Here is a 16324-nt window from a genome sequence, read left to right as displayed (position 1 = left end):
TCCTGGGGAGGTCCGGTTGCTGAGGAATGCGTCGATCACCGGCGGGGACGCGTGTCGAGCCGGGGACACAGTGGACGAGAGCCGGGCCCGGCGATGAGTGCGGCCGAGGCGACCGCGGAGCCCCAGGGCGGCGCGCTCAACGACTGGTTGCGGGAGCGCATCTCGCACGCGCTCAGTGAGTTCACCGCGGCCACCGCGCTCGTCGTCCTGTTCATCGCGTTGAGTTTCGCCAGTCCCTACTTCCTGACGGCTGACAACCTGTTCAACATCGGCGCGCAGACCGCGGTGATCGCCATCATCGCCGCCGCGCAGACGATGGTCATCATCACCCGGGGCATCGACCTGTCGGTCGGCTCGGTCGCCGCTCTCGCCGGAGTGGCGGGAGCGATGGTCGTCCGTGACCTGGGTTTCCCGCTCCTGGCGGCGACGGCGGTCGCGATCGGTGTCGGTGCCCTGGCCGGGCTGCTCAACGGGCTGCTGGTGACCGTCGCCCGGATACCCCCGTTCATCGCGACGCTGGGGACGATGTCGGTCGGCCGGGGCCTGGTCTTCATCATCACCGGGGCGGTCGGCGTCTACGGTCTGCCCCGATCGTTCCAGCTGCTCGGCAACGGCGAGATCATCGGTATCCCGTTCGCTGTGGTGATTACCGCGGTGGTCGCCGTCGGGGTCGCGTTTCTGCTCTCGCAGACCCGCTTCGGGCAGTACACCTACGCCATGGGGTCCAACCTGGAAGCCGCCCGCCGCTCCGGCATCGGGGTCGGCCGCCACCTGACGTACGTGTACGTCCTGGCGGGTGTGCTGGTCGGTCTGGGTGGCATGATCGCCGCCTCCCGGGTCAACTCCGGCCAGCCGAACTACGGTATATCGCTGGAACTCGACGTCATCGCCGCCGCGGTCATCGGCGGCGCCAGCCTGTTCGGAGGGCAGGGCCGGATCGTCGGGACCATCATCGGCGCCTTCCTCATCGCCCTGGTCCGCAACGGCGCCGTCCTGCTCGACATCAGCATCCACTACCAGCAGGTGATCGTCGGCCTGATCATCTGGGCCGCCGTCTACTTCGACCAGTACCGCCGTCGGCGGCTGGAGTCACGGGGCTGACATGCCGTTCCCGGAGTTCGACAGAGGAAGGACGCACACCATGTCACACACCACCACCAGCCGACGGCCACGAGGGCGTCTTCTGCGCGCACAGGTCATCGTCGCCGTCGCCGCGGCGACCGCTCTGCTCAGCGCGTGCGGCGGAGTCGAGGTCCGCGACGGAGGCGACGGCGCGACCAAGGACGCGGCCGGGCCGCTGAAGCTCGCCGTCGTGCCGAAGGCTGTCGGGGCCGACTACTGGAACACGGTGAAGGCGGGCGCCGAGTGCGCCGCGCAGCGCGCCGGCGACGTCACGGTCCAGTGGGACGGGGTGACGACCGAGACGGACGTCGAGGGCCAGGTCAACCTGATCCAGAACTTCGTCACCAAGAAGGTCGACGGCATCGTCTACGCGGCCACCGACTCCCGGGCGTTGGCGCCGGCCACCGACCAGGCGCTCGGCGCCGACATCCCGGTCGCGATGATCGACTCGGGCACCAGCCCCCAGCCGTCGAGCGTGCCGCTCTTCGCCACCGACAACAAGGCGTCGGCCGTCGAGGCGGCCAAACTGCTCGCCACCGAACTGGGCCCCGGCAACCACGACGTGGCGCTTGTGGAGTTCCAACCCGGCTCGCAGACCAACACCGAGCGGGTCGACGGCTTCAAGGCCGGCCTCGCGCAGTTCCCCAACCTCAAGCTGGTCGGGCAGCAGCCCAGCCGCAGTGACGTCAACGAGGCGCGGCGGGTGACCGAGAACATCCTCACCGCGAACCCCAACCTCGCCGGCATCTTCGCGGCCAACGAGCCGAGCGTGCTCGGCGCCGCGCAGGCCATCCAGGCGGCCGGCAAGTCCGGCAAGGTGGTCATCATCGGTTGGGACGCCGCCCCCGACGAGATCGCGGGGCTGCGCAGCGGTCAGATCTCGGCGCTGGTCGTGCAGAACCCGTTCAAGATGGGCTACTTCGGCGTCGACAAGATGGTCAAGCACCTTCGGGACAAGGCGCCGCTGGCGTCGGCCGACACCGGCGTCACGTTCGTCACCAAGAAGAACATCGACTCGGCGGAGATCAAGGCGGTGCTCGAGCCCAGCTGCGCCAACCCTCCGGTGCAGTGATGGACGCCGCCCCGACGACCACCGTCGAGACCGACCAGCCGGCCGCCGACGAACCGCCGGTGCTCGAAGCCCGTGGCATCGTCAAGCGGTTCGGCCACGTCGAGGCGCTGCGCGGCGCGGACTTCACCGTCCACAAGGGCGAGGTCGTCGCCCTCATCGGCGACAACGGCGCCGGAAAGAGCACGCTGATCAAGACGCTGTCCGGTGTGCACCCGCCCGACGAGGGTGAGATCCGGGTGGGCGGTCGTCCCGTCCACTTCGCGACGCCGGTGGACGCCCGGCGCGCGGGAGTGGAGACCGTCTACCAGGATCTCGCGGTCGCCGACGATCTCAGCGTCGCCGCCAACCTCTACCTCGGGCGGGAGATCCTGCGCTCCGGGCCGCTCGGCCGGCTGGGGCTTCTCGACAAGCGCGCCATGCGGCAGGGGGCCGCCGCGGCGCTCGCCGAGCTGGGTGTGCGGATTCCCCGGGTCACCACGCCGATCGCGATGCTGTCCGGTGGGCAGCGGCAGTGCGTGGCGGTGGCGCGGGCGATCATCTGGGCGACGAACGTGGTCATCCTCGACGAGCCGACCGCGGCGTTGGGCGTCGTGCAGACCGGGCGGGTGCTCGACGTCGTCCGCCGGGCCCGTGACGCTGGCATGTCGGTGGTGCTGGTCAGCCACAACATGCCGCAGGTGCTCGAGATCGCCGACCGGGTGGAGGTGCTGCGCCTGGGCCGACGGGCGGCCCGGCTGCGTGCCGACGAGGTCACCACCGACGACCTGGTCGCGGCGATGACCGGGAGCACCGGCGCGGAGCGGGACGAGCGGTGACGGCGGTCGCCCGCCCGTGACCGAGCGCGAGGGGCCGGCATCGGTTCCGTTGGCGCGCGGAGCGGGCGGGCGATCACTGCGCCTGCGCGTCGACGCCCGTCTCACCCTCGTCGGGCAACCCCTGTAGCGACTCCTCCACACCGATCAGGTGGTTGGCCATCCGGGTGCGGGCCCGCTCCGGGTCGCGCGCCCGGAGGGCCTTGAGGATCGCCACGTGCTCGTCGTGGGTACGCCGGTCCGCGCCCTCCTCGTGCAGGCTCCGCCAGAGTCGCCCGCGCAGGGTGCGCCCGGCGAACGCCTCGATCAGGCCGATGAGCACCGGGTTGTCGGCGTGTGCGGCGATGATCCGGTGGAACGCGATGTCGATTTCCATGATCCGCTCATGGTCCTGCGGCGACCGACCGGCGATCCGGGCTGCCTCGTCGAGCAGCTCCCCGGCCTGGGCGAGGGCCTCGTCGGTGATCCTGGTCGCCGCCAACCGGGCGGCCTCGCACTCCAGCAGGCGGCGGACGGTGTGGATGTGCCGCCCGTCGCCCTGCCCCTGGAAGTCGACGACGAAGCCCATCGGGGCCAGCAGTTGCGGCGCGTCGAGGTTGGTGACGTACGTGCCGTCGCCCTGGCGGATGTTGACGATGCCGAGGATCGACAGCGCCGACATCCCCTCGCGCAGCGATCCCCGCGAGACGCCGAGGGACTCGGCGAGGTCCTTCTCGATGGGCAGCCGATCCCCGGGCTTGAACGTCCCTTCGAGGATCATCCGCTTGATGCCGTTCACCACTTCGTCGGTGCGGGACATGACACCTCCTAGCGGCCGGCGGGGGTGGCCGGCCCACCCGCGATCACGTACGGCTCCGGAGATGACACCGTAGCCGGGTCTGCCGCGGCCCAGTAGAGGCCGTCGGGGAACCGGTACCGCGCGATCGACTCGGGGTGCATCCGGGTGGAGTAGCCGGGCGTGCTGGGCAGAACGTAACCGCTGCCCCAGCCGGTGTCCCGGACGACACACGGGTCGGTGAAGTGCTCGTGCAGGTGGTCGACGAACTCGGTCACGCGGCCGGTGAGATCCCCTGAGATGGCGACGTAGTCGAGCACCGACACGTGTTGGACCATCTCACAGAGCCCGACACCGCCAGCGTGCGGGCACACCGGGACGTCGAACTTCGCGGCGAGCAGCAGCACGGCGACGATCTCGTTGATGCTGGCCAGCCGGCCGGTGTCCAACTGGCAGAAGTCGATGGCCTCGGCCTGGAACAGCTGCTTGAACATCACCCGGTTGTGGCAGTGCTCGCCGGTGGCGACGCCGACGGGAGCGACGGCACGGCGTACGGCCGCGTGGCCCAGGATGTCGTCCGGGCTGGTCGGTTCCTCGATCCACAGTGGTGAGAACTGGGCGAGGGCCTTGACCCACTCGATGGCCTGGTCGACGTCCCACACCTGGTTGGCGTCGATCATCAGGTTGCGCTGCGGGCCGAGGATCTCCCGGGCGATCCGGCACCGCCGGATGTCGTCGTCGAGGTCGGCGCCGACCTTGAGCTTGACGTAGCCGTAGCCGGAGTCGACGGCCTCCTGGCACAGCCGGCGCAGCTTGTCGTCGCCGTAGCCGAGCCAGCCCGCCGAGGTGGTGTAGGCCGGGTAGCCGGTGCGCGCCAGCTCGGCCAGACGGTCGGCCTTCGTGCTCTGCTTGGCGCGCAGGATGGCCAGTGCCTCGTCCCGGGTCAGCGCGTCGGACAGGTAGCGCAGGTCGGCGATGTCGACGAGTTGCTCGGGGGACATGTCGGTGAGCAGCCGCCACAGCGGCTTGTCCGCGAGTCGCGCGGCCAGATCCCAGGCCGCGTTCAGCACGGCCGCCAGCGACAGGTGGATGACGCCCTTCTCCGGCCCGAGCCAGCGCAGCTGGGAGTCGGAGGTGAGCAGGCGGTAGACGGCCCCCATGTCGGCGGCCATCGTCGTCACGTCCATGCCCACCAGGCGGTGGGCCTGGTGCACCGCCGCCGCGACGACGATGTCGTTGCCCCGGCCGATGGTGAAGGTGAGGCCGTGACCGGCGAGCGGTGCGCCGGCGCTGTCGAGGCCGTCGGTGTGCAGGATGACGTAGGCCGCCGAGTAGTCGCCGTCCTTGTTCATGGCGTCGGACCCGTCAGCGGTCAGCGAGGTGGGGAAGCGGACGTCCTCGACGGTGACGCCAGTGATCTGCGGCATGCGCTCCTCGCCCGACTAGGCTAAAGATCTGATGATCATTTGGAGTATACGGAGGCTCGATCGGCTGCGTCAACGACATCGATCGACCCGTGCCAATATAGATCTAATGTTTTACGCTCTCTGGCGGCGTCCGGTTACCGCGTCCGTTCCTCGCCCGCCGGGGCGTCCGCCCGGCCGGATGGACGGATCGACACGGCGAGGGCGCGACGGGTTCCGTGTGACACCGGCGCTGCTTGCCGACCCTCCCGCAGGGGCGGTCGACCTGCTCTGCCGCGCTGCGGGCCGCGTCGGCCGGCACCGCCCCGGCCGGGGCCGGGTGGTTGTCGTGAACATCGGCCGGGGCCCGATGAAGATTAGATGTTCACCCCGATGGCCGACGTCGGCTCAGGCCGGGCTCACCGGTGCCGCTGAGGCGATACATCACATCTATGTGGACGCCGTTGCCGTCGGTGAGTCCCGTCCTGGTGCCGGCCGGCGGTGGCGTGTGTCGGCCTTGTCCGTGCTCAGCCGAGGGTGGCCAGATCGGCGACGAGCTGCTCCACCCGGGTCCGGATGTCGTCGCGGATCGGGCGGACGGCGTCGACGCCCCTGCCGGCCGGGTCGTCGAGCTTCCAGTCCTCGTAGCGCTTGCCGGGAAAGACCGGGCAGGCGTCGCCGCAGCCCATGGTCACGATGACGTCGGAGGACTCCGCGGTGGCGTACTCCAGGAGGGTGGGGGTCTGGTCGGTGATGTCGATGCCGACCTCGCGCATGGCCTGGACGGCGGCGGGGTTGATCGTCTCGGCCGGGGCGGAGCCGGCCGAGCGAACCTCGACGGTGTCGCCGGCGAGGTGGCGCAGCCAGCCGGCGGCCATCTGGGAGCGGCCGGCGTTGTGGACGCAGACGAACAGGACGCTGGGTTTGTCGCTCATCGTGACGCCTCTCGGTCAAGGGGTGGGGTGAAGAAGCGGCGGCGTGCCCGGAGCGAGACGTGGACGAGGCCGACCAGTACGGGCACCTCGATCAGCGGCCCGACGACCCCGGCCAGCGCCTGACCGGAGGCCACGCCGAAGGTGCCGATCGCGACGGCGATGGCGAGTTCGAAGTTGTTGCCGGCGGCGGTGAACGCGAGGGTGGTCGTGCGCGCGTAGCCGAGGTCGAGCGCCCGGCCGAGAGCGTAGGAACCGGCCCACATCAGCGCGAAGTACACCAGCAGCGGCAGGGCGATACGGGCGACGTCGAACGGCCGGCCGATGATGGCGTCGCCCTGAAGGGCGAACAGGATCACGATGGTGAACAGCAGCCCGTACAGGGCGGCGGGGCCGACGCGGGGCAGGAGGCGGGATTCGTACCACTCGCGACCCCGGGCGCGCTCGCCGAGGCGGCGGGTGAGGTAACCGGCCAGCAGCGGGATGCCGAGGAAGATGAGCACGTTGCGGGCGATCTCCCAGACCGAGACGCGCAACTCGGCGCCCGGCAACCCGAGCCAGCCGGGCAGCACCGACAGGTAGAACCAGCCGAGCAGGCCGAAGGCGAGGACCTGGAAGACGGAGTTGAGCGCGACCAGGACCGCCGCGGCCTCGCGGTCGCCGCACGCGAGGTCGTTCCAGATGACGACCATGGCGATGCACCGGGCGAGGCCGACGATGATCAACCCGGTGCGGTACGCGGGCTGGTCGGCCAGGAACACCCAGGCCAGGGCGAACATCACGGCCGGGCCGACCAGCCAGTTGAGGACCAGCGACGAGACCAGCAGGCGGCGGTCGCCGGTCACGGTGTCGAGCCGGTCGTAGCGGACCTTCGCCAGCACCGGATACATCATGACCAGCAGGCCGATCGCGATCGGCAGCGAGATACCGCCGACCGCCACCGCCTCCAGCGCGTCGTCGAGCCCGGGGATCAGGCGGCCGAGCAGCAGCCCGACGACCATGGCCAGCCCGATCCAGACCGGCAGGAACCGGTCGAGTCGGGAGAGGCGACCGACGACGGCGCTCGCGGCCGGGTCGGCCTGGCGGGTGGCGGTGCTCACGAGCATTCCGACCGGGCGGCGGGAGCGGGGCCTGCCTCGGTCGGGACGACGGTGAGCAGCGCGGCGAGTTGGTGCAGGACCGTCGGCCGGGCGCGGTAGTAGACCCAGGTGCCGCGACGCTCGGCGTCGACGAGCCCGGCCTCGCGCAGCGTCCTGAGGTGGTGCGAGATGGTCGGGCCGGTCAGGTCGAACGCGGGGATGAGGTCGCAGACGCAGATCTCGCCGCCCTCGGCGGAGGCGATCATCGACATGAGCTGCAGGCGGACCGGGTCGCCGAGGGCCTTGAACGCGGGGGCGAGCGCGGCGGCGGTCTCGGCCGGCACACGCCGTTCGGACAGGGGCGGACAGCACAGCACGTCCACGGCCGCTTGTTTCGACATCAGTCTAGGTTGACAGACATCTAATCAGCGTGCAACTGTCTGATTCGACAGACGTCGAGACAGTCTCTCCCCGTCCGAGACCGGAACGGAGCCCGCCGATGGCCGACCTGACCACGCGCCCGATGACCGCCGGCGACGCCGACCGCGTCCTGACGATCTACCAGGCGGGCCTCGACGGCGGTGACGCCAGCTTCGAGACCACCGCGCCGACCTGGGGGGCGTTCGACGCCACCCGGCTGACCGCGCACCGCTTCGTGGCCGTGGACGGCAGCCACGCCATCCTCGGCTGGGTCGCCGTCACACCGACATCGAGCCGCCCGGTCTACGCCGGAGTGGTCGAGCACTCCGTCTACGTCGACCCGGCGGCCCAGGGGCGCGGGGTCGGCCGGCTGTTGCTCGACGCGTTAATCACCTCGACCGAGGCGGCCGGCATCTGGACCATCCAGTCCGGCATCTTCCCGGAGAACACCGGCAGTCTGGCCCTGCACCGGCGGGCCGGGTTCCGTGTCATCGGCGTCCGGGAGCGGATCGGCCGCCACCATGACCGCTGGCGCGACGTGGTTTTGCTGGAACGCCGCAGCCCCACCATCACCTGACAAGGAGTTACCCGATGAACGCCCTGGACAGCCTTCCCGTCGTGGTCGTCGGCGCTGGCCCGACCGGCCTCGCCGCCGCCGCCCATCTGCACGAACGCGGCCTGCCCTTCATCGTCCTGGAAGCGGGCGACACCCCCGGCGCCGCCGTCGCCCAGTGGGGCCACGTGCGGGTCTTCTCGCCCTGGCGCTACAACATCGACCCGGCCGCCCGCCGGATCCTCGACGACGCCGGCTGGCTCGCCCCCGACCCGGAGGCCCTGCCGACCGGGGCGGAGCTGGTCCGCGCGTACCTCCAGCCGCTCGCGGAGCTGCCCCAGCTCAAGCCGCACGTCCGCTACGGCGCCCGGGTCCAGGCGATCAGCCGCCTCGGCCTCGACCGGCTGCGCACCGCAGGCCGCGACACCACGCCGTTCCTGGTCCGCCTCGCCGACGGTGACGAGCTGCTGGCCCGCGCCGTGCTCGACGCCTCCGGCACCTGGGGCACCCCGAACGTCCTCGGCGCGTCCGGCCTGCCCGCCCGGGGTGAGGCCGACGTGGCCGCGTACCTCGAACACGCGCTGCCGGACGTGCTCGGCGCCGACCGGGACCGCTTCGCCGGCCGCCACACGCTCGTCGTGGGCGCCGGTCACTCCGCGGCGAACACCCTGCTGTCCCTGGCGGACCTGGCCGCCACCGAGCCGGGCACCGAGGTGACCTGGGCGATCCGCACCACCTCGCCCGCGCGCACGTACGGCGGCGGGGACGCCGACGCCCTGCCGGCGCGCGGAGCTCTCGGCGCGCGGCTGCGGGGGCACGTCGACGCGGGCCGAGTCCGGCTGCTCACCGGCTTCTGGGTGCACGCCCTCACACCGGCCGACGGGCGCGTCCGGGTGGTCGTCCGGCACGCCGACGGGGGCGAGGAGTCGGTGCTCGTGGACCGCGTCGTCGCGGCCACCGGGTTCCGCCCGGACCACTCGATCACCGCCGAGCTGCGGCTGGACCTCGACCCGGTGCTCGGCGCGACCCGCGCGCTCGCCCCGCTGATCGACCCGAACGAGCACTCCTGCGGCACCGTGCCTCCGCACGGCATCGACGAGCTCACCCACCCGGAGGTCGGCTACCACGCCGTCGGCATGAAGTCCTACGGTCGGGCGCCGACGTTCCTCATGGCCACCGGCTATGAGCAGGTCCGCTCGGTCGTCGCCGCCCTGGCCGGAGACTGGGCCGCCGCCCGCGACGTCCAGCTCGACCTGCCCGAGACCGGCGTGTGCTCCAGCAACGCCGCCGACTCGGTGAGCGGCGACAGCTGCTGCGGCCCGACGCCGGCCGCCGAGCCGGCCCGACGCGGGCTGGCCACCGGCGTCTCCGGCGGGCTGCTCAGCCTCGTCGCCGTCGACACCGCGCCCGCCGATGGCCAGGCCGGCGGCTGCTGCGCCAGCTGACGTCCCCGCGACGGCGGCGTCCGCCGGCCCCCGGGCCCGCGGGCGCCGCCACCGTCACCGGCGGCTGGCGCAGGCGACGCAGGTACGCGCCGACGGGCGGGCGGCGAGCCGCTCGGCGGGAATCGGGCGCAGGCATCGTTCGCAGACGCCGTAGCTGCCGGCGTCGACGCGGCTCACCGCCTCGTCCAGTTCGGCCAGGCGTCGACGTGCCGCGTCCAGGACGGCACTGAGCTGTGCCCGTTCGAACGCGATCGTGCTGCCCTCGGGGTCGTGTTCGTCGTCGGCGTTCGACGACCGGGACGCCTCGAACAGGCTCCGCAGGTCGCCCTCCAGCGCGGCGGCCTCAGCGGCGGTCTCGTCGCGCCGCCGGAGGAGATCCGCACGAATCGCGCGGGATTCGGTGTCCATGGCGGTTCCAGGCTACGCCCGGTGCCGCGCACCGGGGTCTACATGAAGTTGCGGGTGTGCAGGGCGGAGAGCGCGGCCGCCTCGTCCGACCGGAAGCCCAGCCGGACGAGTCGGCGCTGGCGGCCCTGGTCCATCGCCTGTTGCAGAGCACGCACGTGGTCGAAGCCGGCGGCCACGTCATCGGGGTCCCACCCGCCCGCCGCGAGCAGCACCAGCGCGTCGAAGACGTCCGCGTTGAGGCCCGCGGTGTCGGCCAACGCGTCGTGACGACGGTGGATCGCGGCACGGAGTCGGTCCCGCAGCAGCGGGTCGACCGTCGCCTGGTGCTCCAGATGGGCCATGCCGAACACCACGTGCCGGCGCTCGTCCTGCATCGCCAGCCAGCAGATCCGGCGGGTCACCGGATCGGGAGCGTGCCGCACCAGGAACCCCAGCAGGTCGACGAAGCTGCCCTCGCCGAGCACGGAGAGCAGGAACGACGCCAGGGCGAAATCGGACTCGGCGACGAGCGTGAAGAGCGACTGCCGGCCACTCGCCGAGGACGTGCCCAGCTCCGCGCCGCGCAGCAGCGCCCGCCGGCTGAAGACCTCCATGTGCCGGGCCTCGTCGGCCACCTGCACCGCGAGGAGCTGCACCACCTCCCGAAAGTGCGGGTGGATACGGCCGATGAACCGGGCCGGTACGACGAGAGCCGCCTGCTCGTTCTCGACCAGGTAGGTCATGACCTGCACGACCGCGGCCTCGACATCCGCCGGCAGCGCGAACGCGTCGTCCCACGGCACCGCCGTCTGCGGGTCCCACTGCCGTGCGGCGGCCTGCGCGTACAGCGCGGGGGCGATGTCGGCCCACACCAGATCGCGGTCGTCCAGGTCGAAGCGGGCCTCGGGCCCGCCGGCCTCCAGCAGCGCGCCACGGGCACCGAGCCCCCAGCGTGGCGGTGGATGGCTGCTCAGCGCCGAGGGCAGGGCAGGCCCGGCCCGCTCCGCGCCGAACCAGCGGTCGTCGTCGGCGGCGCCCCGGACGACGACCGCCACCAGGCGACTCCGGTCCGCGGGATCGGGCCATTCGACCCGGTGACCCCGGCTTCGGCACCACGCCGGCAGGTGCACCCCCAACGCCGCATCGGTGCCGGAGACCGCCACCCGGCCGCCGGGCGGCAACCCGGCCAGGGCGCGCTGTACCAACAGGTGCGCGCCACGGCCGAAGCCGAGGCCGCCGAGATCGATCTCGACGTCGGCGGTCACGGCCGATAGTCCGCGGCGGTCACCCGCCCGTCGGGGGCGTAGAACCCGCTCGCGTCGACCGCCTCGGCGAGGGCGTCGTACCCGGTCGTACGGCCGTCCTGCCAGGCCGTCAGGCCCTCCAGGTCGAGCAGCGGGCGCACCTGCGGATCGGCGTACGACATGCCGCGCAGCAGGGTGCCGAAGAGCCGGACCCCGTCGGACGCCGGCTCGCGCACCGTCATGTTGCAGTGGTCGTACCGCCCGGTCTGCGCGACGATCCGGGTGCCCTCGGGTGGCAGCGTGCCCTCCTGAACGAACATCAGGTGGTTGGCGTCGATCATGCAGGCGGCGTCGACCTCCCCGGCCGCCAGGGCGCGCGCGGCGTCACGTTCGCCTCCGACGTGGTCACCGTGCAGCCCGACACCGACGTCGAACCGGCGCACGTCGACCCGGACTCCGGCCGCGGCGAGGTGGCCGAGCGGGATCAGCGTGGCCTGCGGACTGTCCACCGCGCCGGTCGCCACCACGCTTCCGGCGAGATCCTCGACCCGGTGTACCGGCGAGTCGGCGCGCACCACCACGACCGAGGTGAGGTCCCGGTCGGTGTCGCGCATCGTGAGCGCGCGCACGGAGCCGCCAGCGGCCGTGGCCAGCCGGTCGGCTCGCAGCCACGCGAGCGGAGAGTTCCACGCGGCGTCGATGCGGCCGGCGACAAGGTCCTCGACCTGTCGCTCGTAGTGCGAGTAGAGGACGAAGTCGAAATCCAGGCCGTGACCGCGCAGCCAGCCGCGAAAGCCCTCCCAGATGGTGACGACCTTGGGGTCGTACGCGACCGCGCCCATCAGGACCGACGGCGCCGGCATCAGCGGTTGGCCTCGTCGAGCAGCGGCAGGCCGGTGGCGACGCGGCCCACGAAGTCGTGCAGAGCGTCAGTGGTCGGTGCCATCACCCGGGCGGCTCGCGAGTCGCGGAATCGGCGCTCCAGGCCCAACTCCTTGCGAAAGGCGCTGCCACCGCAGAGCCGCATCGCGCCGTCGGTGACGTCCGCGACCGTCTCGCCGGCCAGGGCCTTGACCTGCAACACGCGCAGCGTCGCGTCGTCCCGGCCGGTCTCCAGCGCGGTGAGGGTGTCACCGAGGAAGGCGCGCAGGGCGTCGGTGCGGATCTTCAACTGGGCGAAGTCGCGTCGGGCGACGGGCGCGTCGCGAAGCGCCGCGCCGGTGTGCGTGAGCGTGGTGCCGGTGAGGTGCCGGCCCGCCTCGGCGACGGCGCTGTCGGCGAGGCCGAGACAGAACGCCGAGTTGAGCACCAGGAACCAGGGGAGTACGGCGCCGAGCGCGGTGTCGAGGCCGGTGCCGTCGGTGCCCAGCATCGCGTCGGCGGGGACCACCACGCCCTCGGCCGTCATCGGCCGGGAGCCGTTGCCGCGCAGGCCCAGCCCGTCGAAGTCACCGGCGACGCGGAGCCCGGCGCTGTCGGCCGGAACAAGCCACAGCGTCATCGGCCCGGCCCCCGACGCCAGCGCAAGGCTCGACCAGACGTAGCTGTCGGCCTCGCCCGCCGCGGTGACCCAACTCTTGCGGGCGTCGAGTCGCACCGCGGCATCACCGGACGCCGTCGCCGACCCGGTGGGCGACCAGAAGTGGCTGCGGGATCCGAACTCGGAGAACGCCAACGTGGTCAGGTGACGGCCGGCGGCGATGGCCGCGCGAACCTCGTGCGGGCCGTGCGCCTCGATGACGGCGGTCGCCGCGTAGTGCATCAGAACCACCATCGCCGTGGACCCACACTCGGCGGCCAGCCGTTCGATGACGTCGGCGACCGCGCGCATGCCCTGGCCGCCGCCACCGACCTCGGGGGAGGAGGCCAGGCCGAGCAGGCCCGCCGTGGCGAGGGCATCGACGCCCTCGCGGGGGAAGGCGCCGTCCCGGTCGACGGCCTCCGCCTGCGGGCGGATCACCTCGTCGATCACGGTGGTGAGTGTGGTCAGGACGTCGGTGCGGGACTGGAAACTGTCGACACTGGCCGTCATGCGCGGTGCCCCTTCATTCGGACCGGCGGGACCGCCATCGAGACTAGCCGATCCGGCCGTCATGATCGAGAGTGTGGTCTCACCGTCGGGAGGGGGTGTCCTCGCGGTGCGGCCGGGCGTGCGTGTCGTCCCGGTCGATCCGCAACTCCCGCTCCAACTCGGCGATGACCGCCCGCAGGTCGTCCAGCCGCTGGGTGAGCGCGATGCGGTCCACCTCGTCGGGTACGCCGTCGCCGTCCTCGTCGTAGCCGGGGGCCAACCGCTCGGTCATCTCCAGGCGGCGGGCCTCCTCCATCGAGTTGACGATGACCGCGATGAGGATGTTGAGCAGCAGGTTGACGGTGATCACCACGTAGCTGACGTAGTAGAGCAGCGTCCACGGCGAGATGGCCAGGCCCTGCTCGATGAGGTCCGGCAGTGTCTCCAGCGAGAGCAGCACGAACAACGTCAGCAGCGACCGGCCGATGTCGCCGTACTCGTCCGGGTACCTGTCGCCGAAGATCAGCCAGCCGGCCATCCCGTACACGTAGAGCGTCACCACGGCCAGGGCGAGGAACCCGCCGACGCCGGGCAGGCTGCGCCACAGCGCGGACACGATGGTCCGCAGGCCCGGCGAGAACCGCACCAGCCGGACCATCCGGGCGACCCGCACCACGCGCAGCAGCGCCGAGTCACCGTGCAGGCCCGGAACGAAGATGGCCGCGATCACGACGAAGTCGAAGACGTTCCAGCCGTGCCGGAAGAAGTCCTGCGGACGTCGGCCGTAGGCCGCCAGCCGGATGCCGATCTCGACGACGAAGACGGCGCGGAAGAGCACCTCCAGCCCGTGCAGCGCCCGGGTCGCGGGGACCAGACCGTCGTACGTCTCCAGTCCGAGGACGATCCCGTTGGCGAGGATGACGACGACGATGCCGATCTCGAAGGGGCGGGAACGGGCGAGCCGTGCGCAGGCGTCGGCCAGCGCGGGCCGGTCGCGCTGGGGTGTGGACGGTGCGTCTCGCTGCGCGGGCGCGGGCGGTCCGCTCATCAAGCGGCCGACCCGTCGGTGTGCGCCGAGGCGGCGTCGTGGGCCCACCTCGCATCGTCGGGCTGGCGGTGCGGGGGCATGGTCACCACCCTAGTCACGACGCACAGCCGGTACGCCATCGTCGAGGCCGCCATCGCCCTGGCCGACACCGGCGGGCGGGTGACGCAGGCGTACACCCTGTCACCCGCCCGATCGACGAACCGTGAGGAGACCGCGGCCGGTCAGGCCCGCGCGGCCCGGATGGCGTCGCGCAGCGGGGTGCTCGGCCGGCCGATCAACCGGCTGAGGTCGTCGCTGTCGGTGGCCAGCTCGCCGATGGCGATCGAGTGGTCGAGGGCGGCGACGAACCCGGCGGTGCCGGCGTCGAGCCCGACGTTCTCCAGCGCCGAGGCCAGCTCGGCGGCCGACAGGTCGCGGTGGACGACAGTGGTGCCGGTCACCTCGGTGACGGCGTCGGCCAGCTCGTCGAAGGTGAACGCGGCGCCGCCCAGCTCGTAGACGGCGTTGCCCTCCTCGTCCCGGGTCAGCGCCGCCGCCGCGGCGGCCGCGTAGTCGGTCCGGGGCGCGGCGGAGACCTTGCTGCCGCCGGTGGCGCCGAGGATGGTGCCGCTCTGCAGGTACTGCGGCAGCTGGTCGGTGTAGTTCTCGGTGTACCAGCCGTTGCGCAGCACCGTGTACGGCAGGCCCGACGCGGCCAGGACCTCCTCGGTGGCCTTGTGCTCCGGTGCGAGCGGGTTCGTGGTCGTGTCGGCCTTCAGGATGCTGGTGTAGACCACGCGGCCGACCCCGGCGAGCGTGGCGGCCTCGATGACCGCGGTGTGCTGGGCGGTCCGCTGCCCGGGCGTGTCGCCGGAGATGAGCAGCAGGCGGCGTACGCCGGCCACGGCGCCGGGCAGCGTCGTCGGGTCGTCGTAGTCGGCCCGGCGGACCTCGACCCCGCGCGCGGCCAGGTCGGCGGCCTTCTCCGGGCTGCGGACGATCGCGGCGATCTCGGTGGCGGGCACGCCGGCGCCGAGCAGGTGCTCGATCACCAGGCGACCCAGCCGGCCGGTGGCGCCGGTGACGGCATACGTGGGCATGGGGACCTCCGATTGACGGTGACGAAACGTAAGCACTTACGAATCTACAGCACAAGCTCTCAGGTAAGCGTCGGGTAAGCTGGTGACATGAGCGACATGCCGGCCCGGGACCCGGCGGGGCCTACCCAGGAACTCGTCAGTGATGTCTTCGCGCGCGGCTGCACCTCCCGTGCCGCCTTCGAGAGCGTCACCTCAAAATGGGCCTCGCTCGCTCTGCTCGCGCTCGGTGAGGGCAGTTACCGGTTCAACGCGCTGCGGCGGCGCATCGACGGGGTGAGCGAGCGGATGCTCTCCCAGACCCTGCAGACTCTCGAACGCGACGGCATGCTCACCCGCGAGGTGCTCACCGCGATCCCGCCGCGCGTCGAATACTCGCTGACCCCTCTCGGCGCCCGGGTCGCCGATCAGTTGCGCGGCCTCGCGGACCTGCTGGAGGCCTCGGTGTCCGAGGTGCAGACCGCCGGCGAGCGGGAGCGGGGCTGACCCGAGCCGGAGTCCGCCGAGGCGGTCAGCGGTAGCTGATCAGTTCCAACAGCGAGCCGTCGGGGTCGCGGAAGTAGACACTTCTGCCCGGTCCGCGTCCGCCGTGGCGGTCCACCGGCCCGGCCTCCACCTCGACGCCGTGCCGCCGCAGGTGGTCGAGGATCTCGTCGGCGGTGCCCGGCCAGACGAGACAGAGGTCGCTGCCCCCGGCCTCGACGGGACGCCGGGCGACCAACGCGCCGACGTCCAGGCCCGGACCGTGCACGTTGAGCTGCTGGTCGCCGAACCGGTACGCGACCCGACCATCGGGTTGGTCGACGATCTGGGCGCCCAGGACATCCCGGTAGAAGGCGGTGGACCTCGCCCAGTCGGTCACCGCGATGACACAGTGGTCGAGCCGTAAACCGTCCGGCATGGCACCGAGCTTACGGCCGGGCCGTCCGGACGTGGGGCATGCGG

At 72.0% G+C, this 16324-nt stretch carries 18 protein-coding genes; 6 read left to right on the top strand and 12 right to left on the bottom strand.

Annotation, left to right across the window (positions count from 1 at the left end):
• Positions 1-93 precede the first annotated feature (93 nt).
• Genes ACFYPH_RS17510 through ACFYPH_RS17500 form a run of 3 tightly spaced genes read left to right on the top strand, consistent with a single transcriptional unit; the run spans position 94 to position 3009 of the window.
• Positions 94-1101, top strand: coding sequence for an ABC transporter permease (locus ACFYPH_RS17510; protein ID WP_354857216.1), 1008 nt, complete (start codon positions 94-96; stop codon positions 1099-1101).
• Positions 1102-1141: 40 nt separating this feature from the next.
• Positions 1142-2194, top strand: coding sequence for an ABC transporter substrate-binding protein (locus tag ACFYPH_RS17505; RefSeq protein WP_354857214.1), 1053 nt, complete (start codon positions 1142-1144; stop codon positions 2192-2194).
• On the top strand, positions 2194-3009 hold the full coding sequence (locus tag ACFYPH_RS17500; RefSeq protein WP_354857211.1) for an ATP-binding cassette domain-containing protein: 816 nt from the start codon (positions 2194-2196) through the stop codon (positions 3007-3009). The genes ACFYPH_RS17505 and ACFYPH_RS17500 overlap by 1 nt, the downstream gene beginning before the upstream one ends.
• 73 nt (positions 3010-3082) lie before the next feature.
• On the opposite strand, the gene ACFYPH_RS17495 is transcribed toward ACFYPH_RS17500, so the two are convergent.
• The 5 genes from ACFYPH_RS17495 to ACFYPH_RS17475 all read right to left on the bottom strand — a co-directional run bounded on the left by ACFYPH_RS17495 (position 3083) and on the right by ACFYPH_RS17475 (position 7596).
• Entirely contained in the window at positions 3083-3805 is a 723-nt protein-coding gene (locus ACFYPH_RS17495; protein ID WP_354857210.1) for a FadR/GntR family transcriptional regulator, read from the bottom strand.
• 8 nt (positions 3806-3813) lie between these two features.
• Complete coding sequence (locus tag ACFYPH_RS17490) at positions 3814-5208, bottom strand: enolase C-terminal domain-like protein (RefSeq protein WP_387182835.1); 1395 nt, start codon at positions 5206-5208, stop codon at positions 3814-3816.
• Between the two features lie 503 nt (positions 5209-5711).
• Positions 5712-6119: an arsenate reductase ArsC gene (locus ACFYPH_RS17485; RefSeq protein WP_354857206.1), complete on the bottom strand. Its 408-nt coding sequence runs from the start codon at positions 6117-6119 to the stop codon at positions 5712-5714.
• Positions 6116-7222 carry an ACR3 family arsenite efflux transporter gene (arsB, locus tag ACFYPH_RS17480; RefSeq protein ID WP_387182831.1) on the bottom strand — a complete coding sequence of 369 codons (1107 nt, stop codon included), beginning with the start codon at positions 7220-7222 and terminating at the stop codon, positions 6116-6118. The genes ACFYPH_RS17485 and arsB overlap by 4 nt, the downstream gene beginning before the upstream one ends.
• Positions 7213-7596, bottom strand: coding sequence for a metalloregulator ArsR/SmtB family transcription factor (locus ACFYPH_RS17475; RefSeq protein ID WP_355067451.1), 384 nt, complete (start codon positions 7594-7596; stop codon positions 7213-7215). Before ACFYPH_RS17475 ends, arsB begins: the two co-directional genes overlap by 10 nt.
• 98 nt (positions 7597-7694) lie before the next feature.
• Here ACFYPH_RS17475 and ACFYPH_RS17470 point away from each other — a divergent pair, with 98 nt between their 5' ends.
• Positions 7695-8192, top strand: a complete 498-nt coding sequence (locus tag ACFYPH_RS17470) for an N-acetyltransferase family protein (RefSeq protein WP_355067450.1) — start codon at positions 7695-7697, stop codon at positions 8190-8192.
• A 14-nt stretch (positions 8193-8206) separates the two neighbouring features.
• On the top strand, positions 8207-9613 hold the full coding sequence (locus ACFYPH_RS17465) for an NAD(P)-binding domain-containing protein (protein ID WP_387182827.1): 1407 nt from the start codon (positions 8207-8209) through the stop codon (positions 9611-9613).
• Positions 9614-9667: 54 nt separating this feature from the next.
• On the opposite strand, the gene ACFYPH_RS17460 is transcribed toward ACFYPH_RS17465, so the two are convergent.
• The 6 genes from ACFYPH_RS17460 to ACFYPH_RS17435 form a co-directional block, all read right to left on the bottom strand.
• The gene (locus ACFYPH_RS17460; RefSeq protein ID WP_355067447.1) at positions 9668-10021 is read right to left on the bottom strand and encodes a TraR/DksA C4-type zinc finger protein; all 354 of its coding nucleotides are present in this window, start codon (positions 10019-10021) and stop codon (positions 9668-9670) included.
• A 38-nt stretch (positions 10022-10059) separates the two neighbouring features.
• Positions 10060-11265 (bottom strand): ferritin-like domain-containing protein, encoded by a 1206-nt coding sequence (locus tag ACFYPH_RS17455; RefSeq protein WP_387182824.1) that lies wholly within the window; start codon positions 11263-11265, stop codon positions 10060-10062.
• Positions 11262-12107 (bottom strand): PhnD/SsuA/transferrin family substrate-binding protein, encoded by an 846-nt coding sequence (locus ACFYPH_RS17450; RefSeq protein WP_363936311.1) that lies wholly within the window; start codon positions 12105-12107, stop codon positions 11262-11264. The genes ACFYPH_RS17455 and ACFYPH_RS17450 overlap by 4 nt, the downstream gene beginning before the upstream one ends.
• A complete protein-coding gene (locus tag ACFYPH_RS17445; RefSeq protein WP_363936314.1) occupies positions 12107-13276 on the bottom strand; it encodes an acyl-CoA dehydrogenase family protein in 1170 nt (389 codons plus the stop codon). The genes ACFYPH_RS17450 and ACFYPH_RS17445 overlap by 1 nt, the downstream gene beginning before the upstream one ends.
• Before the next feature lie 79 nt (positions 13277-13355).
• On the bottom strand, positions 13356-14303 hold the full coding sequence (locus tag ACFYPH_RS17440; protein WP_355136722.1) for an ion transporter: 948 nt from the start codon (positions 14301-14303) through the stop codon (positions 13356-13358).
• 221 nt (positions 14304-14524) lie between these two features.
• Positions 14525-15382: an SDR family oxidoreductase gene (locus tag ACFYPH_RS17435; protein ID WP_387182821.1), complete on the bottom strand. Its 858-nt coding sequence runs from the start codon at positions 15380-15382 to the stop codon at positions 14525-14527.
• Between the two features lie 87 nt (positions 15383-15469).
• Between ACFYPH_RS17435 and ACFYPH_RS17430 the strand changes: the two genes are divergently transcribed.
• Positions 15470-15865, top strand: a complete 396-nt coding sequence (locus ACFYPH_RS17430) for a helix-turn-helix domain-containing protein (protein WP_354857180.1) — start codon at positions 15470-15472, stop codon at positions 15863-15865.
• 25 nt (positions 15866-15890) lie between these two features.
• Here the strand turns inward: ACFYPH_RS17430 and ACFYPH_RS17425 are convergent, their stop codons facing one another.
• On the bottom strand, positions 15891-16280 hold the full coding sequence (locus ACFYPH_RS17425; RefSeq protein WP_354857177.1) for a VOC family protein: 390 nt from the start codon (positions 16278-16280) through the stop codon (positions 15891-15893).
• Positions 16281-16324: the final 44 nt, after the last annotated feature.

It is taken from the genome of Micromonospora sp. NPDC005252 (assembly GCF_042872475.1).
GTDB lineage: Bacteria > Actinomycetota > Actinomycetes > Mycobacteriales > Micromonosporaceae > Micromonospora.
The sequence above is the reverse complement of the archived record's forward strand: the minus strand, read 5'-3'. Positions and strand labels throughout refer to the sequence as shown.